The organism is Marinobacter maritimus (assembly GCF_007671675.1).
Lineage (GTDB): Bacteria > Pseudomonadota > Gammaproteobacteria > Pseudomonadales > Oleiphilaceae > Marinobacter > Marinobacter maritimus.
This window is the reverse complement of the sequence record NZ_VCGW01000001.1, coordinates 1498620-1525140: the sequence shown is the minus strand read 5'-3', so window position 1 is coordinate 1525140 and position 26521 is coordinate 1498620. Positions and strand designations below refer to the sequence as shown.

Sequence of the window (26521 nt, the reverse complement as noted above, 5' to 3'; positions counted from 1 at the left end):
GCAAGGAGTAAAGACCATGCATCCGGCTCTTTGGGTTAGTAAGACGGGGCTCAGCGCCCAGGACACCAACATGTCCACCATTTCCAACAACCTCGCCAACGTGAATACCACGGGTTTCAAGCGGGACCGGGCGGTATTCCAGGACCTGTTGTACCAGATCAACCGGCAGCCTGGCGGTCTGAACACGCAGAACTCTGAGCTACCTTCCGGATTGCAGCTGGGCACGGGTGTGCGAGTCGTCGGGACGGCAAAGCAGTTTACTCAAGGCAACTTGCAGATTACTGAGCAGCCACTCGATCTGGCGATCGATGGCCGCGGCTTTCTGCAGATTGAATTGCCCGATGGCCAGACAGCCTACACTCGGGATGGTCAGTTTCAGTTGAACGCAGACGGTGATGTGGTTACACCCGATGGTTACGCTCTGCAGCCCAATATCAACGTGCCTGAGAACGCCACAACCGTGACTATCGGCAAAGACGGCACGGTGTCCGCAATTACCGACGATCAGGCAGCACCCGTAAACCTGGGCCAGATCACGCTGGTTGACTTCATTAACCCTCAGGGTCTGCAGGCTATTGGCAACAACCTGTTCAAGGAAACCAACTCCAGTGGTGATCCTGCTGAAGGTGAACCGGGGCTGGCGGGGTTGGGATCACTGGAGCAGGGCATGGTGGAATCGTCCAACGTGGAAGTTGTTGAAGAGCTGGTCAACATGATCACAACCCAGCGTGCTTATGAAATGAACTCGAAAGTTGTTTCAACGACAGATGAAATGCTCCAGTTCATTACTAACAACATTGGCTAATGCTCTGAAGTATCGGGACTTTGAGATGACAGGTGCGATACACGAAGAGAGAGGTGCGTTCATGAAACCGACTAGATCAACCTGGTGTGGCAGGCGGAAGGTAACCTTGCTTATGGTCTTGCTTATGGCCTTGCTGCAGGGTTGTACGGCAATGAGCCGGCCACGAGCTGAGCCAAACGATCCCGCATACGCACCTGTACGTGCCCAGGCCATGATGCAGCGTGATGCAGAATCCGGAGCCATCTACCAGAGCTCGCGTAACTATAATTTTTACGGGGATACGGTGGCTCTGAATATTGGTGATGTGCTGACGGTTACGCTTAACGAATCCACCAGAGCAAGCAAGAATGCCGAATCCAGCATCACTAAAGATAACGAAATCACCTTGCCAGAGCCCACTATTCTGGGAAAAAGTAATTTTGGTATTGCCACCTCGTTAACGAATGAGCGGGATTTTAGCGGTAAAGCTGAAGCTGATCAGAGCAACAGTCTCGCCGGCAGCATTACGGTGACGGTTATAGAGGTTTTGCCAAACGGCGTGTTAAGAGTCCGCGGCGAGAAATGGCTTTCGTTGACCAACGGCGATGAATATGTGCGCCTGACAGGTCTTGTTCGTCCGCAAGATATTGATCCGGGAAATATCGTGGATTCGAGCCGTATTGCCGATGCCCGCATCGCCTACGGTGGCACGGGTGATTTCGATCAGGCGAACCAGATGGGCTGGCTTGCCCGGTTCTTCAACAGCGAGTGGTGGCCCCTATGACAATACGCCGGTGCGTAGTTCTCTCGCTGATGTTTGCGGTAATAGCCGCGCCCGTAATGGCAGACCGCCTGAAGGATCTGGCGCGGATCAAAGGCGTGCGTAATAACCAGCTTGTGGGCTACGGCCTGGTAGTGGGTCTGGACGGCACGGGCGACAAAGCCCCCTTCACCAATCAGACGTTTCGCAACATGATGAACCAGTTCGGAATTACGCTGCCGGATGGTGTTAATCCGAACCTCGCGAACGTGGCCGCGGTTACTGTAAGTGCAAACCTGCCCCCGTTTGCGAAAGCAGGTCAGGAAATAGACATTACTGTTTCTTCGATCGGTAATTCAGATAGCCTGCGGGGCGGAACGCTGCTCATGGCTCCTCTCAAGGGTGCCGACGGTAACGTTTATGCTATGGCGCAGGGCAGTCTTGTGGTCGGTGGCTTCGGTGCCGAAGGACTGGACGGTTCACGCATTACGGTGAACGTGCCCAGTGTGGGCCGGATTCCCAATGGCGCCACCATTGAGCGCGAAATTGCCTCCCCTTTTACCCGTGGCGATACGATCACTTTTCATCTGATGCGCCCGGACTTCACAACTGCGCGCCGCGTGGTTGAAGTCGTCAATGAGCACCTGGGACCGGACATGGCTTATGCCCACGATGCCACATCGGTTTCCGTGCGTGCCCCCCGTGATCCCTCGCAGCGGGTCAGCTTTCTTTCCATTCTGGAAAATCTTGAGGTGGATCCGGCGGAGGATGCTGCGAAAGTTGTTATCAACAGCCGCACCGGGACCATCGTAGTGGGGCAGAACGTTAAGGTAAGTCCTGCGGCCGTGACCCACGGAAACCTTACTGTGACTATTCAGGAAAACCCGGAAGTACAGCAGCCCAATCCGTTCGCCAGTGGAGCCACCGTGATTGAGCAGGATACCCAGATTGCCATCACCGAAGATCCTGCTCGCATGTTCAAGTTCGGGCCGGCGGTTACGTTGAATGAAATTGTCCAGGCCGTGAATCAGGTAGGCGCTGCACCCGGCGACGTTATGGCGGTTCTGGAAGCCCTCAAACAGGCTGGCGCTCTGCGCGCCGAGCTAATTGTGATCTAGGTGACATGATGCAGGACTATCAGCTGCAACAGGCCAGGGTTTATACAGATTTCAGCGGGCTGAACGCGCTGAAAAGTGGAGCCCGGGACGACAAGCAGGCTGCGCTTGAAGAAGTTGCGCGCCAGTTTGAAAGTATCTTTCTGTCTGAAATGCTGAAATCCATGCGTAAGGCCGGAGATGTCTTTTCCGAGGGTAACTACCTGAACAGCACCCAGTCGGAATTTTACCGCGACATGTTTGATAGCCAGATGAGTCTAACTATGGCTGGCGGGCATGGGACCGGGTTGGCTGAAGCTCTGGTGCGGCAACTGGGTAAAGATATTCCCGGAACCGATAAACAGGGTGCACCCTTGGCGTCTCATAAAGCCACATTGGCCGATTACGAACGCAGCATACCGCCACTGTCACTCCGCTTGCCCGAGCGTGTTGAGGAAGTTACGGAAGTCGCTGAAACGGAGAGTTCTGCGACAGTGAACAATGATCGCTCATTGCCGGAGCGGTTTGACTCTCCCGAGCACTTCGTGAATACGTTGCTGCCCATTGCTGAAAGTATCTCGGCGGACACCGGTATTGACCCCAGACTGATGGTGGCACAGGCGGCCCTGGAAACAGGCTGGGGCAAACATATGATTCTTGGTGATAGCAACCAACCCAGCTACAACCTGTTTGGTATCAAGGCCGACAGTCGTTGGCAGGGTGAGGCTGTAACCATCACCACTACGGAATTCCGTGAAGGTGTTCCCATGAAAGAGCGCGCAGACTTCCGGGCTTACCCGGATTACGAGTCCAGTTTCAGGGATTATGTGTCGTTTCTGGAGTCGAATCCCCGGTACCGGGATGTACTTGCCAGTGCTGATCAGCCAGAGGTTTTTGCCAGGAAACTGCAGGAAGCCGGTTACGCAACGGATCCCCAGTATGGAAACAAAATCAACCAGATTATGAACCGTGATTCGCTGATGACACTTTCAATGGGTAATGGAGCCGGGGAGTAACCACTATGGCGGGACTGATAGGAATTGGCCTGACCGGTATCCTCGGTCACCAGAGTGCTCTGAATACCACGGGCAACAACATTACCAATGCGAACACGCCTGGTTATAGCCGGCAGGAAGCGGTGTTTGAAACCCAGGCGGGGCAGCGCACGGGCGCCGGAACGATTGGGAACGGCGTTAGCGTTGTGGATATACGCAGGCTGGCGGACGAGTACCTTGCGCAGCAGGTGCGGGAAGACAGCACTCTGACCGGGGAGCAACAAGCTCTGAATTCTGAGCTGAACCGGCTGGATAACTTGCTGGGCGGAGAAACCACCGGGCTGAACAACGCTTTGAATAACTTTTTTGCGAGCCTGCAAAATGCTGCCGAGGACCCGGCCTCCTTGCCGCAACGCCAGCTGGTGCTGAGTGAAGCTGAACAGGTAGTTAATCGTTTTCAGGCTCTGAGCCAGGAGTTTATACAGCAGCGTGAGTCACTCAAAACTCAAATGCAGCAAGGTGTAAAAGACGCCAATACTCTGTTGGAAAGCATTGCTGAACTGAACCTGGCCATTTCTGAATCTCCGGGGTTAGCCCAGGGCCGAATGCCGAATGAGTTACTGGACCAGCGGGATGAAAAGCTGCGACAGCTTTCTGAATTGGTCAGCATTCGAGTGACAGAGTCAGAGGGCAGCCAGGTCAATGTGTCGCTTTCCAATGGGGTGTCACTGGTTATTGGAGATCAGGCATCCAAGTTCGGCACGCAGGAAAGTTCGGAAGACCCCACTCGTTTGGAGTTCACACTTACCAGTGGTGGCCGTACAACCAGAGTTGATGAACAGATTACTGGCGGCGCACTCGGAGGGCTGAAGCGGTTTGACGAGGAGGCTCTGAAACCGGCGTTTGATGAGTTGGGACGGATCGCAATTGCTCTTGCTGACAGCATCAATCATCAACATGAAATCGGGATGGACCTGGAAGGCGATCTTGGCGGGTTGTTCTTTAATGACGTGAATGATCTCGCGCTGCAGAAAAGCCGAGTCGTGGCCAATGCTGATAATCAATTACCGAGGGATGGTCAGCTGGCTGTCGAAATTACGGACAGCAGTGAGTTGCCGGCCGGAAGCTGGACGCTGCAGTTCAGTGGTGACGGACGCAATTTTGAGCTCATCGACAAGGCCTCCGGAAACATTGTTAATCAGGGCCGCCTGCCAGATCCGGTTCAGTCTGAAATTACTATGCCCGGGTTCAATATCCGGGTAGAGGGTGGGACCTTTAACGCCGGTGACAAATACCTGATTCAGCCCAGCCGTAATGCTGCAGAATCGATCAGCTTGCAAGTCAATCGTGAAGAAGATCTGGCATTTGCCAGCCCGATACGGGCCACCACCGGTGATCAGAACGTTGGCACAGGGAAAATTGATCAGGGCACCATGCTGAACGTGCGCAACCCGTTTACCAGTTCTTTGTTGCCGGGTTTTCAAACGGCTGGCGAATTGGCTAACGGGCCTTTGACAATTTCTTTTGCGGCGGGCGGTCCAACGGGCATGACTTTTACTGTAACCGGACCACCGCCGGCGAACACGACCGTGGGCTCTGCGAACCAGCCCTACGAACCCGGAAAGATCAATACGGTGTTCAGTGACGACCCGACGGCCGGCGATGATTATCAGGGCTTCCAGTTCAAGCTCACTGGCACGCCTGCAACCGGTGACACTTTCGAGATTGCCTATAACAGTAACGGAGTATCGGATAACCGGAATGCTGAGCTGCTGGCCGCTCTGGGTACTCTGAATACGATGAATGGCAATAGCCAAAACTTCACTGAAGGGTATGCGGGCCTGGTGGAGGACATAGGTGTAAAAACCCGACAGAGTCAGTTTGATCTGGAGGCGGGTCAAACGTTGTTGGAGCAATCAACTGCTCAGCAGCAGTCGGTTTCCGGGGTAAACCTTGATGAAGAAGCCGGCAGATTGATTCAGTACCAGGCCGCTTACAACGCCTCGGCGCAGGTGATTTCGGTAGCCCAGGATTTGTTTAACACACTGTTGCAGACTTTTCGGTAGCAGATGAGGTGATGTGACATGATCAGAATTTCATCACAGCAAGTATTCCAGAGTGGTATCAATCGTTTGCAGGAGCTGAACAGCAACCTGAACAGCACGCAGCAACAGATATCCACCGGTAAGCGAGTGAACAAGCCTTCCGATGATCCGGTCGCGGCGGCCCGTATTCTTAAGCTGGATCAGGAACTGGCGCGGGTTGAAACCTATGAGCGCAACGTTAATCTTGCTGACAACCGGCTCAAGCAAGAGGAGAGCGCTCTTACAAGCGCGATAGACGTAATTCAGCGAATCCGTGAACTGGCGGTTCAGGCCGGCAATGGGTCGTTGTCGGCGAATGATCGACGTTCGATTTCTTCTGAAATGAAAGAGAGGCTGGGGCAGCTAGCCAATATCGGGAACACCCGCGACGCATCAGGTGAGTATATTTTCAGCGGATTTCAGGGCTCGGTTCAGGCGTTCCAGCAAAATGATGAAGGACAGTACGTTTATCAGGGCGACGAGGGCCAGCGGGTTCTGGAAATTGATGATGGTGTAACTGTGCCGATCAGCGATAACGGCAAAGGGATTTTCGTGAATGTGCCTGCAGCTACTACCGGTGAATACACCAACGACGTTTCAGGTGGTTTTATCTCGGGCGTTTCGGTTGTTAATGAGGCCGACCTCAATGCAGCCTACAGCGGCAGCTTTCCGGATGATATTACGGTCACGGTAGACGGTGCTGGCGACATTCAGGCACAGGACAGCCAGGGCAACGCCCTTACCGTGAGCCCGTCTGTTTATGAAAGCGGCGAACCATTTGTGGTTGCTGGGGTGGAAGCAAGCATCTCGGATATAACACCGGGAGCGGGGGATACTTTCACTCTCAAGATCAACGAAAGACAATCTGTTTTCGGCACCATCGAGAACCTGATAGCGGGCCTCGACTCCATTGAGAAGGGCACCCCGGAAGGTCGTGCTGAATATGATGATTTGATCGCGCTATCTCTGGTGAACCTGGATAGCGCCCAGGAGAGCTTCATTCTTAAACAGACAGAGCTGGGCGGACGTATGAACGCGGTGGAATCCACCAAGAGTTTTCTCGCAGATTCCTCGGTCTATACCAACGAGATTCGCTCTCAGTTACAGGATGTCGACTACGCAGAAGCGATCAGCAATCTCAGCTTTCAGAGCTTTGTGTTGCAGGCTGCGCAGCAATCGTTTGCCCAGGTTTCCCAGTTGTCGCTATTCGACAGATTATAAATTCATAGGCTTGCGTAAAAACTCGCGGGTTCTGTGTATTGCTTTCACGAACAGGCTAAGTATAATCCCACTCTCTTCGTTGGCGGCGTGGTGGAATTGGTAGACACGACGGATTCAAAATCCGTTGCTAGAAATAGTGTGGCGGTTCGAGTCCGCCCGCCGCTACCATATAAAAGTCGCATAGTGCGGCGTCTTGAATAGCCCGGTCCATGAACGTCTCCGATTTTCACTTTGATCTCCCGGACGAACTCATCGCCCGGTACCCTCTCAGGGAGCGCAGCGCTTCCCGTCTGTTATGCCTTGAAGGCACTACCGGCGATACTGCCCATCGTCTTTTTACAGACCTTCCCGATTTGCTACAGCCTGGCGACCTGCTCGTGTTCAATAACACTCGTGTTATTCCCGCGCGCCTGTTCGGAAAAAAGGAAACCGGTGGCCAGGTTGAAGTGCTGGTAGAGCGGGTGACAGGTGAGCATGATCTTGTTGCCCACGTTCGTGCTTCCAAAGCGCTGAAAGAAGGCCAGAAGGTTATTCTTGAAGATGGCACTGCGCTGCGCATGACTGGTAGGAGTGATGCGTTGTTTCATCTGGAGAGCGAAGCTGATGAGCCGGTGCTTGATACGCTTGAACGCATTGGACACATGCCTTTGCCGCCCTATGTTGACCGGCCTGACGAATCAACAGATCGTGAGCGCTACCAGACGGTCTATGCGAAGGAGGCGGGCGCCGTTGCCGCACCAACAGCCGGTCTGCATTTTGATGAAAGTGTATTGGAGGCTCTCAAACAGCGGGGAGTAGAGAGCACGTTCGTTACCCTGCACGTAGGGGCCGGCACGTTTCAGCCGGTGCGCGTAGATCGCATAGATGATCATGTTATGCACAGCGAAATAGCGCATGTGCCTGAGGAAGCAGTAGAGGCTGTTAATCGCGCCCGGGCACGTGGTGGTCGCGTGGTTGCCGTTGGAACTACCTCAGTGCGATCCCTTGAGTCTGCGAGCCGTGGCGGCTGTCTGAAACCTTTTCGGGGCGAAACGGATATCTTTATCTATCCGGGCTACAGATTTCAGACCGTCGATGCGCTGGTCACTAACTTTCATTTGCCGGAATCCACGCTCATCATGTTGGTCAGCGCATTTGCAGGCTATGAGCATGTGAAACACGCCTACCGCGATGGGATTGTCGAAAAGTACCGGTTTTTCAGTTATGGCGATGCCATGTTCATAACCGGACAGAAGCCCAGTCTATTATCCCTCAATATCGGAGACACACCGTGAGCCAGTCCTGTTTCATGTCCTTTGAAAAACTGGGGGAAGATGGCCTTGCCCGACGCGGCAGACTGACCTTTCCGCGGGGTACGGTGGAAACCCCGGCGTTTATGCCAGTTGGCACCTATGGGACGGTAAAGGGGATGTTGCCCCGGGATATCCATGAAATCGGCGCTGAGATCATACTCGGCAATACGTTTCATCTGATGTTGCGCCCCGGAACCGAAGTGGTTAAAGCCCATGGAGACCTCCACGACTTTACCCAGTGGAAGGGACCGATTCTGACGGATTCGGGCGGTTTTCAGGTATTCAGCCTCGGCGAAATGCGCAAGATTACCGAAGAAAAGGTGACGTTTCGTTCCCCGGTCGATGGTTCACCGGTGGAGTTGTCACCGGAAATTGCGATTCGGGTTCAACGCGAACTTGGCTCTGATATCGTTATGATTTTTGATGAGTGCACGCCGTACCCTGCAACTGAGAAACAGGCAAAGGAATCCATGGAGCTCTCCCTGCGCTGGGCAAAGCGCAGCAAGGATGCTCACGAAGGCAATCCGGCAGCGCTGTTTGGCATTGTTCAGGGCGGAATGTACGAGTCCCTGAGAGATCGCTCTCTGGAGGGGCTGACAGATATCGGGTTCGACGGTTACGCCATCGGAGGCCTGTCGGTTGGTGAGCCGAAAGAGGATATGATTCGCATACTCGACCACTTACCGCCGAAAATGCCCGGCGATAAACCGCGCTATCTGATGGGCGTAGGGCGGCCTGAAGACCTTGTTGAAGCCGTGCGTCGGGGCGTCGATATGTTCGACTGCGTCATGCCCACGCGAAACGCCCGCAATGGTTACCTGTTCACATCGACCGGTATCGTGAAGATCCGCAATGCACGGCATCGTCATGACACCTTGCCGCTGGATGACCGTTGCGACTGTTATACTTGCAAGAATTTTTCGAGAAGTTATCTGCATCATCTGGATAAATGTGGAGAAATGCTCGGCTCCCAGCTGAATACAATCCATAACCTGCGCTACTATCAGAACCTTATGGCCGGATTGCGCGGGGCCATTGAAGCAGGTACATTGTCGGACTTTATAAACCACTTCTATGCTCTGCGCGGCGAGACAGTGCCGGCCATGGGTAATGGGTAACCAATTTTATTTAATCAACGGAGAGTTTTGATGAAATCAGCCAAGTTGTTTCTGGTCAGCCTTATGGCAATGATGCCCACACTGGCAATGGCTCAGGCAGCTCCTGCTGGAGGTGGTATGGGTGTTATGGGCCAGGTTATCTTTTTTGCCGGCTTTATTCTGATTTTCTACTTCCTCATCTGGCGTCCGCAATCCAAGCGTGCCAAAGAGCACAAATCACTGATGTCTGGCCTGAATAAAGGTGACGAAGTGGTAACGTCCGGTGGCATCGCCGGAAAAATCACGAAAGTCACTGATGATTTCATCGTTGTTGAAATTGCTGACAACGTTGAAGTGAAGGTACAGAAAGTAGCTGTTGCTGCCGCACTGCCTAAAGGTACGCTCAAAGATATCTGAGCAAGGACTCTCCGGCCGGCTCTGATACCCGCTGGCCCGAACCTTCCTGGCTGAAACACCAAGGCCGGCCTCCGAGCCGGCTACAAGGGATCCCATGCTGAACAAGTACCCGCTTTGGAAAAACCTGGTTATCCTGATCGCGGTCGCGATCGGGTTTATCTACGCTTTACCCAACCTGTTCCCCGATGATTACGCTGTGCAAATCACCGGTGCCCGTAGCAGCACCGAGGTTGATTCTGCCGTGCTTGAGAGAGCCGTCAAAGCGCTGGAATCGGATGGTATTGCGGTTAAAAGCAGTATGCTTGAGGATCGGGATGCCCTTATACGGTTAACCAGTTCCGATGATCAGTTGCGCGCCCGCCCCACCGTTCAGGCTGCTCTTGGTAAAGACTATCTTGTTGCACTCAATATGGCTCCGTCGACGCCGTCCTGGCTGAAGAGTCTGGGCGCCGGGCCGATGAAGCTCGGTCTGGACCTGCGTGGTGGTGTTCACTTTCTGCTGGAAGTGGATATGGATACTGCCGTTGGCCAAAGACTGGAAGCGGTCTCGGGCCAGATCAAGCAGGAACTCCGTGACGAACGTATTCGCTATCGCGGCGGTGATGTAGAGGGAACGCGGGACATTGTCCTGAGTTTCCGCGATGAAGCATCGCGTGCCGAAGCATTTTCTCTGATCAAGCGTCAGTACAACGAGTTTTTGCTGGACGAGAGAACCACTGCAAGTGAGTTTCAGATCGTTCTTACCTTATCTGAAGGTGAGGTAAGTGCCATTCGGAAGTATGCCCTTGAGCAGAACCTTACGACCATCCGTAATCGTGTAAATGAGCTTGGTGTTGCTGAGCCGTTGGTTCAGCAGCAGGGTTCTGATCGGATTATTGTTGAGCTTCCGGGTGTTCAGGATACCGCCCAGGCCAAACGGGTTCTTGGCGCCACGGCGAACCTGGAATTCCGTATGGAAGCGCGTCAGGATGCGGCTGCAAGTGAAACCGAACAGTTCAGCTTCCGCGATGAGCGCCAGCGCACTGCCCGCCTGGAGCGTGAGCTTATTGCCACCGGTAATAATGTTGCCAATGCACAACAGGCGTTTGACGAGAATGGCCAGCCACAGGTCAGCATTACCATGGACTCTGTGGGCGGCGACCTGATGAATCGTGCCACGCGCAACGCCATCGGCCGCCGTATGGCGGTTCTGTTTATCGAATTCCGCACGGAAACCGAGACCAGAATGGTCAACGGCGAGCCGGTGGAAACAGAAAAACGGATTGTTGAGAAGGGTATTATCAGCCTTGCGACGGTTCAGTCGGCGCTGGGAAGCAGCTTCCGTATAACCGGGCTCGACTCCATTCCGGAGGCATCAGAACTTGCGCTGCTTCTGCGGGCCGGTGCGCTGGCGGCGCCCATGTACTTTGTACAGGAACGCACCATCGGGCCGAGCCTGGGACAGAAAAACATCGACGCCGGCATGATGTCAGTGGCGCTCGGTTTTATTCTTGTTCTTTTGTACATGCTGGTTTACTACCGAGGGTTCGGGGTTGTAGCGAATATCGCTCTGACCATCAACCTGATGCTTCTTATAGCCTGTATGTCCATTCTCTCAGCTACGCTGACGTTGCCGGGTATTGCCGGTATCGTGTTAACCGTCGGTATGGCAGTAGATGCCAACGTCTTGATATTTGAACGAATCAAAGAAGAGCTCAAATCGGGCGTGTCACCGCAGCTTGCCATCAATGCCGGTTATTCCCGTGCGTTTGTGTCCATCTTCGATGCCAATATAACCACATTGCTCGTGGCTATTATTCTCTTCGCAATGGGTACCGGCCCTGTAAAAGGTTTTGCTGTGACGCTGTGTATCGGGATTCTGACGTCGATGTTCTCCGGGCTGATGGTTAGCCGGAGCATCGTCAATATGGTTTATGGCGGCCGCAGGGTCGAGAAACTGTCGATCGGAGGAAAGCTCGCCAATGTCTGATGATCAAAAGAAAGCGTTTGATTTTATGGGTTTCCGGAAGATTGCTTCCGCAATCTCTATTTTTCTGGTGGTCGCATCTATCGCGCTCCTGGGAATCCGGGGCCTCAACTTTGGTATGGACTTTACCGGCGGCACGTCCGTTGAGCTGGAATATGCGCAGGCGCCGCAACTGGATCAGGTGCGCTCACTGTTGACGGAGGCGGGGTACGATCAGTTTGTGGTGCAGAACTTTGGCGCCGATACGATCGTTCTGGTGCGTTTGTCGGAAGCGGGCAATGATCAACTGGCCCAGGAGATCACCGGTGTTCTTGAGGCAAGTGGTGACGAGCTGAAGCTGATAAGTTCCGAGTTTGTGGGATCGCAGGTCGGGGACGAGCTTAAAGAGGAAAGTGGTCTTGGGCTGCTACTCGCGCTTGTGGTTGTGCTTATCTATGTAGGTATGCGCTTCCAGTTCAAGTTTGGTATTGCGTCCGTGGTGCCTTTGGCTCACGACGTGATTATCGTTCTCGGGCTTTTTGCCTTGTTCCAGTGGACATTCGATCTGACGGTTCTGGCTGCCTTGTTGGCCGTTATCGGCTACTCGCTGAACGACACCATCGTTGTGGCTGACCGTATCCGTGAGAATTTCCGTAAAATGCGGGTGGGCGAGTCCTGGGATATTATCAATGAGTCTATCCATCAGACCATTGCACGGACCATAAATACCTCGGGTACGACACTGGTGGTTTTGCTGGCTCTGTACTTTTTGGGTGGTGAGGCGATCAATAACTTTGCTCTCGCATTGATTATCGGCGTTGTGGTGGGTACCTACTCGTCCATCTATGTATCCGCCAATCTGTTGATGGTGATGGGTGTTTCCCGTGAGGATCTGATGGTTCCCGCGAAAGAAGGTGCAGCAGACGCCGAAGAGGATGAGCAGCCACCGGAATGGCTTAACCGTATGTGATGCTGCACCGGGGTTTAATCTCCGGGCACAAAAAAAACCGCCACTTTTCAGTTGGCGGTTTTTTTTGTGCCCGGAATCAAACTTCGGCTAGAACCGGGTGCTCCAATTAGCCGGGTAGTCGGCCACGGAAGGGATGCAGTACTTTAAGAACTTCCCGGAACAGCTTCGGGTTGGCAATGACCAGTTGACGGGCTTTGCCTGTCGACGGATTGCCAGAGAAGTCGCCGGTAAGTGCGCCTGACTCCATGGCCAGGGTTACGCCGAGATCCAGATCTGCTGTTTCAGGGCGGAAGATAACTGCGGCATCCAGAAGCCCTGCAGAAACACGGGCAATGTCTAGAACCACGCAGCCGGATGTGCGGAACATCGAGGAGTTCTGCGCCAATACTGCGGCCATCTCGCCCCAGAGCAATGGGTTATCACTCTTGCGGGCCTGGTCCAGAAGATTCGTTGCAAAGGCCGCTTTTTCTGTGTGCTTGACGTCTGATGCGCGCACTCTGCGGCTGTTCAGCGCGGCTCCGCGCCCACGGCTGGCAGAATATTCCTCGCCTGTAACCGGGTTCACCAGAAGCAGGTTTTCGATGCGGTTATTTTTCTTTTGGGCCAGGGCCAGTGCAAATTCCGGGATGCCCCGAAGGAAGTTTTCACGACCCATTACCGGGAAAATATGCCAGCTGCGCTCGCTGGTTCCGGCGTCTGCTTCGTTCAGCGGCGCAATTGTGTGATCTTTGTAGGCTTTTTCAAGCTGCTCGGCAAAATTGTCATAAATAGACTGCTCTACCCGGTCCAACTGGTGGCGACGTTCATTGTCGTCCTTTCCGGTGGGCTCCTGGCGCTCGAAGTGGGCTTTCAGGTAATCCGACCCTTGACGCGCGACGCGCAGGGCCATTTTAATAGCTGGTTGCATCTGAGTGATCGTTATCCGGGTGTGTGAAGGCCGAGTATGATAGCAAAAGATCACCCTCCTTGTATGTTTTTTGACTCAGGAATAGCACGGATAACGTGATATCAGTGGTTTTCCGGGGGCGCGGGATGTGCGTACTTTCTGCTATCATTGCCGCCCTTAAATTTTAACTTTGGGCCTGCAGCCAATGCACAAACCATCTCCGCCACTGGAAGGGCCGGACGCGTTTCAGGATCAGATCCGGATAGTTCTTGTCGAGACCTCTCATTCCGGCAATATTGGTGCGGTTGCCCGGGCCATGAAGAACATGGGACTAGCCAATTTATGGTTGGTCAACCCGAACTCGTTTCCGGACGAAGCCTCGTATGCACGCGCTGCCGGCGCCTCTGACATACTCGATCGGGCGCAGGTAGTCCCTACTCTGGATAAAGCGTTGGAAGACTGTGTAATGGTTATGGGTACCAGCGCCCGGGGACGCAAGGTGCCCTGGCCGGTTGTGCCGCCACCGGAGGCAGCCGCCATTGCGGCTGAACACAGCTATGCCGGGCCGGTAGCGCTGGTTTTCGGTCGGGAGAATCACGGGCTGAGCAATGATGAGCTCCACCGTTGCCACTATCATATTCATATTCCGTCAAACCCGGATTACAGCTCGCTGAATCTGGCCATGGCAGTTCAGATCATGTGCTACGAATTGCGTATGCTTTTTCTTCGCAATCTTGAAGGCGGGGAAGGAAGCCCTTATCTAAGACCGATGCTTGCTCCCGGAGACGCGGGTTGGGATGTGCCGCCGGCCAAGGTTGGGGATGTCGAGGGCTTTTTCGGCCACCTTGAGCAAACGTTGTATGATGTTGATTTTCATCGTCGAGATAATCCACGGCAGTTGATGTCTCGTTTGCGTCGGCTTTTTCAGCGGGCAAAGCTAGATCAGATGGAAATCAATATTCTCCGGGGGGTTCTGAGTGCGGTACAGAAAGCCGCCGGAGCTCAGGCTCAGGGGACCACAAAACAAACTCAGGCCGGCACCGAGCCGACTGGACAGGACGATGGCCATGTTTAGGCATTTGCGTGAAGATATAAAGAGCGTTTTTCACCGGGACCCCGCTGCCAGGAACACCTTCGAGGTACTGACAAATTACCCGGGGCTCCATGCTCTGCTTATTCACCGCTTTTCACATTGGCTTTGGAATGCCGGGCTCAAATGGCTTGCGCGCACTATTTCAACGCTGGCACGGTGGTTTACCGGTATTGAGATACATCCGGGAGCGACGATTGGCCGGCGCTTCTTCATTGACCACGGTATGGGTGTGGTCATTGGTGAAACAACGGTTATTGGTGACGACGTTACGCTGTACCAGGGTGTGACTCTCGGCGGAACAAGCTGGAACAAGGGTAAGCGCCACCCCACGATTGGTGACGGCGTTGTTGTCGGTGCGGGCGCAAAGATACTGGGGCCTTTCGAAGTGGGTGAGGGGGCGAAGATCGGTTCAAATTCCGTGGTAACCAAGACGGTTCCCGCCGGCGCAACAGTAGTTGGCATTCCTGGTCGCATTATCGTGAAGCAGCAATCCGAAGACGATGCTCGTCGCAAGCTAATGGAAGAGCGTATGGGGTTCGATGCTTATGGCGTGACCGAGGAAATGCCAGACCCTGTTGCCCGCTCTGTGCGAGCGTTGCTGGACCACATGCATGCGGTGGATGATCGTATTGAACTCATGTGCAAAGCGCTGCGTAAAGTGAGCAGCGAATATCAGAACGGGGAATTGCCTGTTCTGGACGAAGACGATTTCGATTGCGTGCGTGACGATAACGAGGGTCGGGGCTGAATACTTGACTGGATTACTTGGTCAATTCATACTCGGTCTCCGATATCGAGATTCAATCCCATCACGGGGCTGATGCCATGAAGTTGACTACCAAAGGCCGTTACGCCGTCACCGCAATGCTGGATCTTGCTCTTCACGGGGGCCAGGGGCCGGTAACCCTTGCGGATATTTCAGCCCGTCAGGAAATTTCGCTTTCCTATCTGGAGCAGCTTTTCTCTCGCCTTCGCCGCAAGCAGCTGGTGGCGAGTATCCGTGGCCCTGGAGGCGGATATCGCCTGAGCCGCGGTGCTGCCGATATTTACATCGCAGATGTTGTTGATGCGGTGAGTGAATCCCTCGACACAACAAGGTGCGGTAATAAGGGTGATTGCCAGAACGGTGAAAAATGCCTGACTCACCATCTTTGGTCTGATCTGAGCGATCAGATTCATCAGTTTCTCAGCGGCATAAGCCTTGGTGACCTGATGAAAAGGCATGAAATCCGCCAGGTTGCGGACAGACAGAACCGCCGTCAGGCTGATGGCGACTCTGACACGATTAATACCGAGCGTCTGATCGATCAGGCGCCCGCCTGAATCAAGTCTCTGTATGTTATGAAAAAGCCTGTGTACCTCGATTATGCGGCGACGACACCCGTTGATCCCGCAGTTGCTGAAGAAATGATCAAGTATCTGACTCTTGATGGCCTCTTTGGCAACCCTGCCTCTCGTTCTCATGGCTTTGGCTGGCAAGCGGAAGCGGCTGTGGAGTCGGCTCGTGGCCAGGTCGCGAGCCTGATTCACGCCGATCCCCGCGAAATTATCTGGACATCCGGCGCCACAGAATCCGATAACCTTGCTATTAAAGGTGCGGTTGCGGGTCGGGACAATGCGCATGTCATAACCTCAACCATTGAGCACAAGGCCGTTGTGGATACCGTTAAGTGGCTGGAGGCGCGGGGCACTGAGGTTACCTGGCTGAAACCCGGCAGTGACGGCAGAATACAGCCTGGCCAGGTATTTGCGGCTCTCAAGCCGGAAACACTGTTGGTGAGCCTTATGCTTGTGAACAACGAGCTGGGTTGCGTAACCGATATAGCATCCATCGGCCAAGAGCTGCGCAATCGCGGTGTGATGTTCCATGTAGATGCGGCTCAAGCTGCTGGCAAGTTGCCCATTGATGTTACGGCCATGCCAGTGGACCTCATGTCGCTCTCTGGTCATAAGGTGTACGGGCCCAAAGGCGTGGGCGCTCTGTATGTCAGGCGCTCGCCCGACGTGCGTATAGAAGCGCAGATCCATGGTGGTGGCCATGAGCGCGGTATGCGTTCCGGTACTCTGCCGACGCATCAGATCGCCGGTATGGGTAAGGCATTTTCGATTGCTGAGACCTGTCTGGAGGATGAGATGCCGGTGTTGGAGCGTTTGCGATCATCTTTTCTCGAGGGGCTGCAGGGGTTGTCGGGTGTAACTCTGAATGGCTCGGATACCCACCGCGTGCCGGGTATCATCAATTTGTCGTTTGAAGGTGTCGATGCGGAATCCCTGATGCTGGGGCTACGGGATCTCGCGCTATCCTCTGGTTCCGCGTGTGCCTCCGCCACCGTAGAGCCTTCTTTTGTGCTCCGGGGTATCGGCTTGAGTGATGACCTCGCTAATCGGGCACTCCGGTTTTCGATCGGGCGTTATACAACTGAGGAAGAAATGGCCTTCGCCAGTGCGCAAATTGTTGATGTTGTTACTCGCCTTCGTGCAGTGCGGTAGGCAGTGGGCCTTCGACTGCGTATAATCTCAGGCCTGAAATTTACCCGTATCTTATTAACCTAAACCCTGCAGGAGAAATACCATGGCTAACGAGCGCACGCTTTCCATTATCAAGCCCGATGCCGTTGCAAAAAACGTTATCGGTGAAATTTACAGCCGTTTTGAGAAAGCCGGCCTGAGCATTGTTGCTTCACGCATGATGCACCTGACCCAAGAGCAGGCTGAAGGCTTTTATGCTGAACACAAAGAGCGTCCGTTCTTCAATTATCTGGTCGCATTCATGACGTCCGGCCCTGTTGTTGTTCAGGCTCTGGAAGGCGAGGGCGCCATTCTGAAAAACCGTGATCTGATGGGCGCTACCAACCCGAAAGAAGCTGAAGCCGGCACAATTCGCGCCGATTTTGCTTCATCTATTGATGCGAACGCGGTTCACGGTTCTGATTCTGCAGCTTCTGCAGAGCGTGAAATCGCCTATTTTTTCAATGACAACGAAATCTGCCCGCGCGGCTGATTCTGTTGATCGAGGGCTGCCGTCGGCAGTCCTCGCATTGGTTATCTGATCGAGGTTATAAAATGACAGCGGCCGCTGAAAAAACCAACCTGCTGGGAATGCCGAAGGCAAAGCTAGAGGCTTTCTTTGAGACCCTGGGGGAGAAACGTTTTCGCGCCACTCAGTTGCTGCAATGGATGCACCAGCGCGGCGTGGATGACTTCGATCAAATGACTAATGTGAGCAAATCCCTCAGGGATAAGCTCAAACAGGTGGCTGTGATTCGTGGCCCGGAAGTTGTGTATGACGAAACGTCGAAAGACGGCACCCGTAAGTGGGTTATGCGCATGGACAATGGCAACAGTGTAGAAACTGTGCTGATCCCGGACGGCGAGCGCGGTACCTTGTGTGTATCGTCACAAATCGGCTGCACCCTTGACTGCACATTCTGCTCAACGGGCAAACGCGGCTTCAACCGAAACCTGACAGCTGCTGAAATTATCGGGCAGGTATGGGTTGCAAGAAAGGCATTCATGCCGTTTGAACCGGGCCCCGACAGGCCAATTACCAACGTTGTCATGATGGGGATGGGAGAGCCTCTGATGAACTTTGACAACGTTGTGGATGCGATGAACCTGATGATGGAAGATCTCGCATATGGCATCTCCAAGCGCAGGGTTACGCTGAGTACCTCCGGCGTTGTTCCGGCCATTGATAAGCTTGCCGAAGTTACCGATGTTTCACTGGCCATTTCGCTGCATGCCCCCAATGATGAGTTGAGGAACAAGCTGGTTCCGCTCAATAGGAAGTACCCGATTGCGGAACTTCTGGCGGCAACGAAACGCTATTTCAGTCGTTTGCCCGAAAAGCGCAAGGCAACCATTGAATACACGGTCATTGAAGGCATGAATGACAAGCCAGAGCACGCCAGAGAACTCGCTGAGTTGCTGCGCGATCTCCCATGCAAGATCAACCTTATTCCCTTCAATCCGTTCCCTGAAAGCGACTTCCGCCGGCCCAGTATGAACGCTACCCGGCGTTTTCAGGCTATTTTGAACGAGGCTGGTTATATCGCAACCATCAGGACGACCCGGGGCGATGACATTGACGCCGCCTGCGGCCAATTGGTTGGCCAGGTAGAAGATCGAACCCGAAGAAGCCAAAGATACATCAGTGTTCAGCAGGTGAATTCCTGAACGGACTCTTGCAACGCCCAAACAGCGAGGAATGCGCCCTGTGGCCATGAAATCAGTAGGTATACGTTTTTCCGCTGCAGCAACCTTGCTGGTCGCTCTTTTCGTCACGGGGTGTGTCACCACAACAGACAGCCGTTTCTCACGCGAAGCGGATCGCCAGAAAGCCGTTGAAAACTACGTTGAGCTGGCGACTGCCTATATTGGACAAGGCAACATCGAGCGGGCAAGAGTTCATCTGGATCGGGCGCTGGAACTGGAACCAGAGAATGCTCATGCTCTTGCCACGTTAGGGTTGATCTACAACGCCGACGGCGAGCCGGAGCTCGCAGAAAGGACGTTCAAAAAGGCAATTTCGAATAACCCTGCCTACACCCGCGCCAGGGTGTACTACGGGGCGTTTCTCTATTCCCAAGGGCGAATGGAGCAGTCTCGTGACCAGTTTCGTGCGGCTTCCCGGGACACGGATTACAACGGTCGCGGGTCTGTATTCTATAATCTGGGCATGACTCAGGAACGACTCGGCGAGCTGGACGAAGCTCTTGTTTCGTATCGTCGCGCCTCTGAGCTGACCCGTGGCGACGCTCGTTCGCTGCTCTCACTTGCCCGCGTGATGGTGGAAACCGGTGATGTTGCCGGCGCTGCGCGTTATTACGATCGACTGCTGCTGATGATGCAAAGAAGCGACGGTCTGGTGCATTCCCCTGAGAGCTTGTTAACCGGCATCCGAATTGCGCGGTATCTTGGCGATGGAAATCAGGAGTCCAGTATGGTGTTGCAACTGAGGAACAGATACCCGGAGTCAGTCGAATATCAACAATACAAGGCGCTGATTTCTAATGACAAGTGACGAATCCCAACCGACTGTGTCGACTGAAACCGTCGGCCAGCAGCTGAAAAAAGCCAGAGAAAAGAACGGATTGAGCGTTTCCGAAATTGCGGGCGCGCAGCATTTGCGAAACGGCATAATCCAGGCCATCGAGAACGGTGACTATGGGCAGATCGACAGTGAGCTATTTCTTAAAGGCTACGTTCGAGCTTACGCCAGGCAAGTTGGTCTCAGCGGTGATGCAATTATTGCAGATTTGAATCGCGAGCTTGAGCCCGCACGACAGCAGAAAGCGGCTGAACTGGAGGCTAACCCCTTAATCGATATCGAACGGCGCAGGCGCAGAAAGCGCAGAATGGGCAAACTGCTTCTGCTGGTTGTAGTGGTCGTGCTCATTGGGGCGCTGGTTGTAACCTTCGTTTTGCCGAAGTTCAGCTCCGGAGAAGCCGGTGTTGCACTTACGACAATGTCTGAGCCAGAACACACTGCTTCTGAAGCCGATTCAACAGCGGCTGCGGATGACTTATCTGGCTTGAGCGGCGATCGATCTGAAACTGAAACGGTGGCTGACGGCTCTGCAGGAGATTTTTCCCGCGATAATACCGCCACAGCTGCAGCGGAGCCAGCGGTAGGGGGGCAGTTGTCTGACGAAGAGTTGGCAGCCTCGGACCCGGAGCCTGTTCTGACGGATGACATTGCAGAAGACCGGATACCCGTTGTCACTCAGTCCACCGAGCCCGCGTTGGCCGACCCATCGATTCGCGAAAATGCCTCCGTATCAGGCACGCTGGAAATAGATTTTACCGGCGATTGCTGGGTACAGGTTCGGGACGCGACAGGAAACCAGCTTGCAAGCTCCCTGAAAAGGGCGGGAGAGAGGCTCGAAGTATCCGGAGAGGCACCTTTGAAAGTTGTTATTGGTGCCGTAGATACCGTCGCAACGATTCTCTTTCGGGGTGAACCTGTAGATATCGGTGACTATCCGGTGGTGAACAATCGCTCTGAATTTACCCTGACAATCTGATCATTTTTTGTATTTCTCTATTTCGGTCGCAAGCAAATGAAACACGAATCCCCGATCATCAGACGTAAATCCCGCCAGATTATGGTCGGGAATGTACCCGTTGGCGGTGATGCGCCAATCGCAGTGCAGAGTATGACCAACACCAACACCTGCGATGTTGATGCAACCGTAGGCCAGATTGCCGCGTTGCAGGACGCTGGTGCCGATATCGTCAGAGTCTCTGTACCTTCCATGGAAGCCGCAGACGCCTTTGGGAAGATTCGCGATCGTGTTTCCGTGCCCCTCGTTGCAGACATCCACTTTGACCACAAGATTGCGCTCCGGGTTGCTGAGCTGGGCGTAGACTGCTTGCGTATCAATCCTGGCAACATTGGCCGTGAAGACCGCGTAAGTGCCGTGATCAGCGCGGCGCGTGATCGCAATATACCTATACGTATTGGTGTGAACGCAGGCTCTTTGGAAAAGGAACTCCAGCGCAAGTATGGAGAGCCGACTGCCGATGCGCTGGTTGAGTCCGCTATGCGTCACATCGACATTCTGGACCGTCATGATTTTCAGGATTTCAAAGTCAGCCTGAAAGCTTCAGAAGTTTTTATGACAGTAGCCGCATATCGTAAAATCGCCTCCCAGATTGAGCAGCCGCTCCATCTTGGCATCACAGAAGCCGGTGGGCTCCGCTCAGGCACGGTAAAGTCGTCCATTGGCCTCGGTATGCTGTTGATGGATGGCATCGGCGATACCATCCGGGTTTCTCTGGCCGCGGATCCGGTTCAGGAAATCAAAGTTGGTTTTGATATCCTCAAGAGCCTGCGCTTGCGTAGCCGGGGTATCAACTTTATTGCCTGCCCAAGCTGCTCACGCCAGAACTTTGATGTGATCCAGACCATGAACGATCTGGAAGTGCGGCTGGAAGATGTAAATGAAGCTCTGGATGTTGCCATTATTGGTTGCATTGTGAATGGACCGGGTGAAGCCAAAGTGGCCGATATCGGTCTGACCGGTGGAAGCCCGAAAAACCTGTTTTACAGGGCAGGCAAGCCGAACCAGAAGCTTGATAACGCCAATCTTACCGATGACCTTGAACGGCTGATTCGTGAAGAGATCGCCCGTAAAAAAGAACAGGAAGATTCCATCATTGCGCGTTCAGACAAGTGATCGTTTACCTCGGTCAGGCAAGATTATCCAGAAAGAATTAAGGGTTTACATTGGCTAAGATTCAGGCAATACGCGGGATGAACGATATTCTGCCAGAGCAGACACCGCTGTGGCAGTTTGTTGAATCCACTGCGCGCAAAGTGTTGCGGCAATATGGTTATCAGGAAATCCGTATGCCGGTGGTGGAGCAGACCGATCTGTTCAAGCGTTCCATCGGTGAGGTTACGGACATCGTTGAAAAGGAAATGTACACCTTTGAGGATCGCAATGGTGACAGCCTGACACTTCGACCTGAAGGCACCGCTGGATGTGTGCGTGCCGCAGAAGAGCACGGTTTGCTGTTCAACCAGACTCGCAGATTGTGGTACACCGGGCCGATGTTCCGGCATGAGCGGCCGCAAAAGGGCCGTTACCGCCAGTTTCATCAGATCGGTGTGGAATGTTTTGGCATGCAGGGGCCGGATATTGACGCGGAACTGCTGATTCTTACAGCGAGGCTCTGGCAAGAGCTGGGTCTTGGCACGCATGCACGCCTTGAAATCAATTCCATTGGTTCATCGGCGGCGCGTAAAGAATTCCGTGGTGCTCTGGTGGGTTATCTGGGGCAATACAAAGCCCAGCTTGACGAAGACAGCCAGCGGCGCCTTGAAACCAACCCGCTGCGAATTCTGGACAGTAAAGACCCGGGCACGCGCAAATTGCTTACAGATGCGCCGCGCCTGGAAGACTATCTTGATGCCGATTCCCGGGAGCACTTTGACCGTCTCAAGGAATTGCTGGATGCGGCTGGAATCGCCTATACGATTAACCCGGCCCTTGTTCGCGGCCTCGACTACTACGGCAAAACTGTTTTTGAATGGGTGACCGATAGCCTTGGTGCCCAGGGAACCATCTGTGCAGGTGGACGCTACGATGGCCTGGTAGAGCAACTTGGTGGCAAACCGACGACAGCCGTTGGTTTTGCTATGGGGCTAGAGCGCCTCATTCTGCTCCTTGATACTCTTGGGCTGGCGCCAGAAGAAGCCAACGGCAATGCGGATGTTTACGTAACGGCCATGGGTGACGCTGCGGTCGCACCAGCGTTGGCACTTGCTGAGAATTTACGCAGCGAGTTAAAAGGCTGTGTGATTATCAGCCATTGCGGTGGCGGCAGTTTCAAAAGCCAGATGAAAAAGGCGGATAAAAGTGGCGCTCGCTACGCGGTCATTCTGGGCGAGAACGAGCTGGAGAATGCCACGGTGGGCCTAAAGCCGCTGCGCGCGCAAGAAGATCAGCGCAGTGTGGCGCAGAGTGATCTGGCAACGGTGCTTACCAAAGCCCTGGCGAACTGATTCGAACGAACATAAAAGTAAAAAACCATTACAGGAGTCAACATGGCGGAATTGCGCACCGAAGAAGAACAGGTACAGGCGATCAAAGACTGGTGGAAGCGGAACGGCAGTTCTCTGCTCATTGGTATCGGTGCCGCCTTGGCAATTGTATTTGGCTGGCAGGCCTGGCAAAACCATCAGGATCAGCAGCGAGCCGAAGCAGCCAATCAGTTTGCAACACTGTTGAATGCGTTTGCCGACGAGGCGGATGACACCTCTGGTGAGACAGTGGCCTTTATCGCAAACACTCTGCGCGAGGACTACACAGATAGCGCCTACGCTGTGTACGGCAATCTGATTCTGGCTCGCCAGCAACTGGTTGAGGAAAATGATTCCGAAGCAGCGATTGGCTCGCTCCAGTGGGCGCTCGAAAAGGCGGGTGAGCATGAGGCTCTGGCATTGGTTGTTCGTAATCGTCTGGCCCGTGCCCAGTTCTCTGCCGGGCGGCATGAAGATGCGCTGGCGACGATTGAGGGTGCAGGAAGCCTGGAGAGTGCAGACGCGTTTGCAGCTATTTTCTCTGAGTTACGCGGCGATATTCTGTTGGCCCTAGGTGATGAAAAGGGTGCGCGCGATGCTTACCTGGCGGCCCGCGAACAAAGCCAGCAAGGCCGTAGCGGTATTCTGGAACTCAAACTTTCTGACCTCGGTGTTGGAGAGGAGGCCTGATGCGGTTGTCTGGCAGCAGACTGGTCCGGGCGGGCGTTTTCTCCGTTCTGACGGCGGCACTCGGCGTTTCCGGATGCAGCACCCCGGATACCTTCGAACAACCTGTGCCGGTTCCGGAAGTGGACAGTACGGTTGAATTCGAAAAAGTCTGGAGCCAATCCGTCGGTGACGGGCATGATGGTGACCTTCTGTACCTGTCGCCATTGGATGTCGGTGGCACTGTGTATGCGGTTTCCGCTGACGGTGAATTGTTGGCGGTAGATGCCGAGACCGGAAAGCAGCAATGGGAACGGGAACTGAACGACCGGATCTTCGCAGGCGTTGGCGGCGACCAGGCCCAGCTTTATCTTATTACCCGTGAGGCCGACCTGGTCGCGCTTTCACGTGAAGACGGCGGTGAGCTCTGGCGCAAAGAACTGCCAACGGAAGCCCTCGCAGCTCCCCAGTCAAATGGTGCGTTGGTGGTGGCTCAGACCACTGATGGCCGGGTGCTCGCTTTTGATGCTGCCACCGGCGACAAACTCTGGCAGTACGATGGTGTAGTGCCTGCGCTTTCCCTGCGTACGGCGGCAGCGCCACTGGTAGGTGGTGACGTTGTGCTGGCTTCATTCTCGAATGGCAAGCTTATTGCGTTGTCAGCCGATGTGGGCCAGCCTCTCTGGCAGTATGAAGTAGGGCAGCCTCAGGGGCGGACAGAGCTTGAACGGTTGGTAGATATCTCCGGCCAGCCGTTGGTTCTTGATTCTGCAGTGATGGTTTCAGGTTATCAGGGCAAGCTCGCACTCGTTGATATCCGTACCGGCCAGGAAATCTGGAGCCGTAAAGCATCCAGCCTGCATGCTCCAATGATTGGAGAAGGCAATATTTACCTGTCTTCTGCAAACGGCAATGTGGTCGCGTACCGCGGCTCTGACCGCAGAGAACTATGGGTTCAGGACGCTTTGTCCTGGCGCCAGTTAACTCAGCCCGCCGTCTACGAAAACTATCTGATTATTGGCGATTACGAAGGTTATCTGCATGTGCTTTCCGGTGATGACGGAAGCCTCGTAGGCCAGAAACACTACGACAGTGACGGACTCCGTGTTCCGTTACAACGCTTGGCAAACGGAAACCTGATGGTTTACGGAAACAGCGGTAAACTGTCTGTATTCAAACTGAGGGAGCGGAACTGATCGGTACACCCTCAACGCCCTGCCTGAAGCCGGGCCTAAAACGACTGTATAGCGAACCATTATGACCCCAGTAATTGCCCTTGTCGGTCGGCCAAATGTTGGCAAGTCGACACTATTCAACCAGATGACGCGATCCCGGGATGCGCTGGTGGCGGATTTCCCTGGCCTGACCCGGGATCGTAAATACGGTGAGGGCACCTACGAAGACCAGCGTTTTATTGTCATTGATACCGGGGGACTTACCGGCACAGAAGAAGGGCTGGATGCCGAAATGGCGCGGCAAGCCCTTCAGGCTGTTGAAGAGGCAGACACCGTTCTGTTTTTGGTCGATGGGCGCGCTGGGCTGATGGCGGGGGATAAGGAGATAGCCGACCACCTGCGTCGGTCGGGCAAACAGGCCCATCTGGTTGTTAACAAGACTGATGGCCAGGACCCCGATGTCGCGGCAGCTGATTTCTACAGCCTCGGATTTGAATCGGTCTTTATGGTTGCGGCATCTCACAACCGTGGCATTCGTTCGATGCTGGAAATGTTGTTACCTTCCGAAGAAGACCGCGTTGAAGCCGATCAAGCGGACCGGTATCCGGGCATTCGTATAGGCATTGTGGGTCGCCCCAATGTTGGTAAATCGACACTGGTCAACCGGATGCTGGGCGAAGATCGCGTTATCGTTTACGACATGCCTGGCACCACCCGCGACAGTGTATACATTCCTTATGAACGCCACGAAAAACAATACACTCTGATTGACACAGCCGGTATACGCCGCCGCAAGAACGTCAATGAGGCTGTTGAAAAGTTTTCGATTATCAAAACGCTGAAGGCTATCGATGATGCCCATGTGGTGATTTTGGTACTGGATGCGCGCCAGGGTCTGGTTGATCAGGATCTGCACCTGATCGGTTTTGTTCTGGATGCAGGCCGGTCGCTGGTCATTGCGGTTAATAAATGGGACGGGATGGATCCGGAGGCCCGCGGCAAGGTTAAAGAGCAGGTAAAGCGCCGCCTGGACTTTCTCGATTACGCCGACAAACATTATATATCCGCACTTCACGGGTCTGGTGTGGGCGTTATGTATGAGTCGGTCGAGGCCTGTTACGAATCCGCCATGGCCAAGTGGCCGACCAATCGTCTGACAGCCATACTTGAGGATGCGATTGCGCAGCACCAGCCGCCGCTGGTTCGCGGGCGCAGGATCAAGCTTCGTTACGCCCACCAGGGTGGATCAAATCCGCCGGTTATTGTTGTTCATGGTAACCAGACAGATGCTTTGCCAGGCTCCTACAAACGCTATCTTGAAAACACGTTTCGCAAGGTGCTGAATGTGACTGGCTCGCCTATCCGCTTTGAGTTCCGCTCCGGTGAAAACCCGTTTGCCAGTAACGTTGATCGAAAAACGCCGCGCCAGAAAGTCAAACAGGATAATGATCTGAAAGCAGGGCGCAAAGTGAAAAGGACCCGGCAGAAGAGTCTCAAACGCTAACAGCGCCC

25 protein-coding genes and 1 tRNA gene are annotated in these 26521 nt (G+C 54.1%); 25 read left to right on the top strand and 1 reads right to left on the bottom strand.

The window, feature by feature from the left end; translation table 11 throughout:
- Positions 1 to 16 precede the first annotated feature (16 nt).
- From flgG to secF, 12 genes are all read left to right on the top strand, one after another.
- Entirely contained in the window at positions 17 to 805 is a 789-nt protein-coding gene (gene flgG / locus FFI90_RS06970) for a flagellar basal-body rod protein FlgG (protein WP_144777132.1), read from the top strand.
- 112 nt (positions 806 to 917) lie between these two features.
- Positions 918 to 1568: a flagellar basal body L-ring protein FlgH gene (flgH, locus tag FFI90_RS06965; protein ID WP_425463089.1), complete on the top strand. Its 651-nt coding sequence runs from the start codon at positions 918 to 920 to the stop codon at positions 1566 to 1568.
- On the top strand, positions 1565 to 2662 hold the full coding sequence (locus FFI90_RS06960; protein WP_144777130.1) for a flagellar basal body P-ring protein FlgI: 1098 nt from the start codon (positions 1565 to 1567) through the stop codon (positions 2660 to 2662). The genes flgH and FFI90_RS06960 overlap by 4 nt, the downstream gene beginning before the upstream one ends.
- 8 nt (positions 2663 to 2670) lie before the next feature.
- Positions 2671 to 3654, top strand: a complete 984-nt coding sequence (gene flgJ / locus FFI90_RS06955) for a flagellar assembly peptidoglycan hydrolase FlgJ (RefSeq protein WP_144777262.1) — start codon at positions 2671 to 2673, stop codon at positions 3652 to 3654.
- Between the two features lie 5 nt (positions 3655 to 3659).
- Complete coding sequence (gene flgK, locus FFI90_RS06950; protein WP_144777129.1) at positions 3660 to 5699, top strand: flagellar hook-associated protein FlgK; 2040 nt, start codon at positions 3660 to 3662, stop codon at positions 5697 to 5699.
- Between the two features lie 18 nt (positions 5700 to 5717).
- Positions 5718 to 6938 (top strand): flagellar hook-associated protein FlgL, encoded by a 1221-nt coding sequence (flgL, locus tag FFI90_RS06945; RefSeq protein ID WP_144777128.1) that lies wholly within the window; start codon positions 5718 to 5720, stop codon positions 6936 to 6938.
- Between the two features lie 81 nt (positions 6939 to 7019).
- Positions 7020 to 7106 (top strand) — tRNA-Leu (locus FFI90_RS06940).
- A gap of 41 nt (positions 7107 to 7147) precedes the next feature.
- Positions 7148 to 8212 (top strand): tRNA preQ1(34) S-adenosylmethionine ribosyltransferase-isomerase QueA, encoded by a 1065-nt coding sequence (gene queA / locus FFI90_RS06935; RefSeq protein WP_144777127.1) that lies wholly within the window; start codon positions 7148 to 7150, stop codon positions 8210 to 8212.
- Between the two features lie 14 nt (positions 8213 to 8226).
- Positions 8227 to 9348, top strand: coding sequence for a tRNA guanosine(34) transglycosylase Tgt (gene tgt / locus FFI90_RS06930; protein ID WP_144777261.1), 1122 nt, complete (start codon positions 8227 to 8229; stop codon positions 9346 to 9348).
- Positions 9349 to 9378: 30 nt separating this feature from the next.
- A complete protein-coding gene (gene yajC, locus FFI90_RS06925; protein ID WP_144777126.1) occupies positions 9379 to 9744 on the top strand; it encodes a preprotein translocase subunit YajC in 366 nt (121 codons plus the stop codon).
- Positions 9745 to 9838: 94 nt separating this feature from the next.
- On the top strand, positions 9839 to 11713 hold the full coding sequence (gene secD / locus FFI90_RS06920; protein ID WP_144777125.1) for a protein translocase subunit SecD: 1875 nt from the start codon (positions 9839 to 9841) through the stop codon (positions 11711 to 11713).
- Complete coding sequence (gene secF / locus FFI90_RS06915) at positions 11706 to 12659, top strand: protein translocase subunit SecF (RefSeq protein ID WP_144777124.1); 954 nt, start codon at positions 11706 to 11708, stop codon at positions 12657 to 12659. The genes secD and secF overlap by 8 nt, the downstream gene beginning before the upstream one ends.
- A gap of 106 nt (positions 12660 to 12765) precedes the next feature.
- On the opposite strand, the gene FFI90_RS06910 is transcribed toward secF, so the two are convergent.
- On the bottom strand, positions 12766 to 13566 hold the full coding sequence (locus tag FFI90_RS06910; RefSeq protein ID WP_144777123.1) for an inositol monophosphatase family protein: 801 nt from the start codon (positions 13564 to 13566) through the stop codon (positions 12766 to 12768).
- Positions 13567 to 13750: 184 nt separating this feature from the next.
- On the opposite strand from FFI90_RS06910, the gene trmJ reads away from it, so the two are divergent.
- The 13 genes from trmJ to der all read left to right on the top strand — a co-directional run bounded on the left by trmJ (position 13751) and on the right by der (position 26513).
- On the top strand, positions 13751 to 14620 hold the full coding sequence (gene trmJ, locus FFI90_RS06905; RefSeq protein ID WP_144777122.1) for a tRNA (cytosine(32)/uridine(32)-2'-O)-methyltransferase TrmJ: 870 nt from the start codon (positions 13751 to 13753) through the stop codon (positions 14618 to 14620).
- Positions 14613 to 15386 carry a serine O-acetyltransferase gene (gene cysE / locus FFI90_RS06900; RefSeq protein ID WP_144777121.1) on the top strand — a complete coding sequence of 258 codons (774 nt, stop codon included), beginning with the start codon at positions 14613 to 14615 and terminating at the stop codon, positions 15384 to 15386. The genes trmJ and cysE overlap by 8 nt, the downstream gene beginning before the upstream one ends.
- Before the next feature lie 77 nt (positions 15387 to 15463).
- Entirely contained in the window at positions 15464 to 15961 is a 498-nt protein-coding gene (iscR, locus tag FFI90_RS06895; protein WP_144777120.1) for a Fe-S cluster assembly transcriptional regulator IscR, read from the top strand.
- 18 nt (positions 15962 to 15979) lie between these two features.
- Positions 15980 to 17128, top strand: coding sequence for an IscS subfamily cysteine desulfurase (locus FFI90_RS06890; protein WP_144777119.1), 1149 nt, complete (start codon positions 15980 to 15982; stop codon positions 17126 to 17128).
- 82 nt (positions 17129 to 17210) lie between these two features.
- Positions 17211 to 17639: a nucleoside-diphosphate kinase gene (gene ndk / locus FFI90_RS06885; RefSeq protein ID WP_144777118.1), complete on the top strand. Its 429-nt coding sequence runs from the start codon at positions 17211 to 17213 to the stop codon at positions 17637 to 17639.
- A 62-nt stretch (positions 17640 to 17701) separates the two neighbouring features.
- Positions 17702 to 18814 (top strand): dual-specificity RNA methyltransferase RlmN, encoded by a 1113-nt coding sequence (rlmN, locus tag FFI90_RS06880; RefSeq protein ID WP_144777117.1) that lies wholly within the window; start codon positions 17702 to 17704, stop codon positions 18812 to 18814.
- Positions 18815 to 18860: 46 nt separating this feature from the next.
- Complete coding sequence (gene pilW / locus FFI90_RS06875; protein WP_144777260.1) at positions 18861 to 19661, top strand: type IV pilus biogenesis/stability protein PilW; 801 nt, start codon at positions 18861 to 18863, stop codon at positions 19659 to 19661.
- The gene (locus FFI90_RS06870; protein ID WP_144777116.1) at positions 19651 to 20664 is read left to right on the top strand and encodes a RodZ domain-containing protein; all 1014 of its coding nucleotides are present in this window, start codon (positions 19651 to 19653) and stop codon (positions 20662 to 20664) included. Before pilW ends, FFI90_RS06870 begins: the two co-directional genes overlap by 11 nt.
- 36 nt (positions 20665 to 20700) lie before the next feature.
- Positions 20701 to 21819: a flavodoxin-dependent (E)-4-hydroxy-3-methylbut-2-enyl-diphosphate synthase gene (gene ispG, locus FFI90_RS06865; protein WP_144777115.1), complete on the top strand. Its 1119-nt coding sequence runs from the start codon at positions 20701 to 20703 to the stop codon at positions 21817 to 21819.
- 50 nt (positions 21820 to 21869) lie between these two features.
- Positions 21870 to 23150 (top strand): histidine--tRNA ligase, encoded by a 1281-nt coding sequence (hisS, locus tag FFI90_RS06860; protein ID WP_144777114.1) that lies wholly within the window; start codon positions 21870 to 21872, stop codon positions 23148 to 23150.
- A gap of 42 nt (positions 23151 to 23192) precedes the next feature.
- Positions 23193 to 23858 carry a YfgM family protein gene (locus FFI90_RS06855; RefSeq protein ID WP_144777113.1) on the top strand — a complete coding sequence of 222 codons (666 nt, stop codon included), beginning with the start codon at positions 23193 to 23195 and terminating at the stop codon, positions 23856 to 23858.
- 5 nt (positions 23859 to 23863) lie between these two features.
- A complete protein-coding gene (bamB, locus tag FFI90_RS06850) occupies positions 23864 to 25030 on the top strand; it encodes an outer membrane protein assembly factor BamB (RefSeq protein WP_425463081.1) in 1167 nt (388 codons plus the stop codon).
- 61 nt (positions 25031 to 25091) lie between these two features.
- Positions 25092 to 26513 (top strand): ribosome biogenesis GTPase Der, encoded by a 1422-nt coding sequence (gene der / locus FFI90_RS06845; RefSeq protein ID WP_144777111.1) that lies wholly within the window; start codon positions 25092 to 25094, stop codon positions 26511 to 26513.
- Positions 26514 to 26521 lie beyond the last annotated feature (8 nt).

Coding starts and splice junctions, on each gene's coding strand:
- flgG (WP_144777132.1), top strand. CDS start 17: ATGCATCCGGCTCTTTGGGTTAGTAAGACGGGGCTCAGCGCCCAGGAC.
- flgH (WP_425463089.1), top strand. CDS start 918: ATGGTCTTGCTTATGGCCTTGCTGCAGGGTTGTACGGCAATGAGCCGG.
- FFI90_RS06960 (WP_144777130.1), top strand. CDS start 1,565: ATGACAATACGCCGGTGCGTAGTTCTCTCGCTGATGTTTGCGGTAATA.
- flgJ (WP_144777262.1), top strand. CDS start 2,671: ATGCAGGACTATCAGCTGCAACAGGCCAGGGTTTATACAGATTTCAGC.
- flgK (WP_144777129.1), top strand. CDS start 3,660: ATGGCGGGACTGATAGGAATTGGCCTGACCGGTATCCTCGGTCACCAG.
- flgL (WP_144777128.1), top strand. CDS start 5,718: ATGATCAGAATTTCATCACAGCAAGTATTCCAGAGTGGTATCAATCGT.
- queA (WP_144777127.1), top strand. CDS start 7,148: ATGAACGTCTCCGATTTTCACTTTGATCTCCCGGACGAACTCATCGCC.
- tgt (WP_144777261.1), top strand. CDS start 8,227: ATGTCCTTTGAAAAACTGGGGGAAGATGGCCTTGCCCGACGCGGCAGA.
- yajC (WP_144777126.1), top strand. CDS start 9,379: ATGAAATCAGCCAAGTTGTTTCTGGTCAGCCTTATGGCAATGATGCCC.
- secD (WP_144777125.1), top strand. CDS start 9,839: ATGCTGAACAAGTACCCGCTTTGGAAAAACCTGGTTATCCTGATCGCG.
- secF (WP_144777124.1), top strand. CDS start 11,706: ATGTCTGATGATCAAAAGAAAGCGTTTGATTTTATGGGTTTCCGGAAG.
- FFI90_RS06910 (WP_144777123.1), bottom strand. CDS start 13,566: ATGCAACCAGCTATTAAAATGGCCCTGCGCGTCGCGCGTCAAGGGTCG.
- trmJ (WP_144777122.1), top strand. CDS start 13,751: ATGCACAAACCATCTCCGCCACTGGAAGGGCCGGACGCGTTTCAGGAT.
- cysE (WP_144777121.1), top strand. CDS start 14,613: ATGTTTAGGCATTTGCGTGAAGATATAAAGAGCGTTTTTCACCGGGAC.
- iscR (WP_144777120.1), top strand. CDS start 15,464: ATGAAGTTGACTACCAAAGGCCGTTACGCCGTCACCGCAATGCTGGAT.
- FFI90_RS06890 (WP_144777119.1), top strand. CDS start 15,980: ATGAAAAAGCCTGTGTACCTCGATTATGCGGCGACGACACCCGTTGAT.
- ndk (WP_144777118.1), top strand. CDS start 17,211: ATGGCTAACGAGCGCACGCTTTCCATTATCAAGCCCGATGCCGTTGCA.
- rlmN (WP_144777117.1), top strand. CDS start 17,702: ATGACAGCGGCCGCTGAAAAAACCAACCTGCTGGGAATGCCGAAGGCA.
- pilW (WP_144777260.1), top strand. CDS start 18,861: ATGAAATCAGTAGGTATACGTTTTTCCGCTGCAGCAACCTTGCTGGTC.
- FFI90_RS06870 (WP_144777116.1), top strand. CDS start 19,651: ATGACAAGTGACGAATCCCAACCGACTGTGTCGACTGAAACCGTCGGC.
- ispG (WP_144777115.1), top strand. CDS start 20,701: ATGAAACACGAATCCCCGATCATCAGACGTAAATCCCGCCAGATTATG.
- FFI90_RS06855 (WP_144777113.1), top strand. CDS start 23,193: ATGGCGGAATTGCGCACCGAAGAAGAACAGGTACAGGCGATCAAAGAC.
- der (WP_144777111.1), top strand. CDS start 25,092: ATGACCCCAGTAATTGCCCTTGTCGGTCGGCCAAATGTTGGCAAGTCG.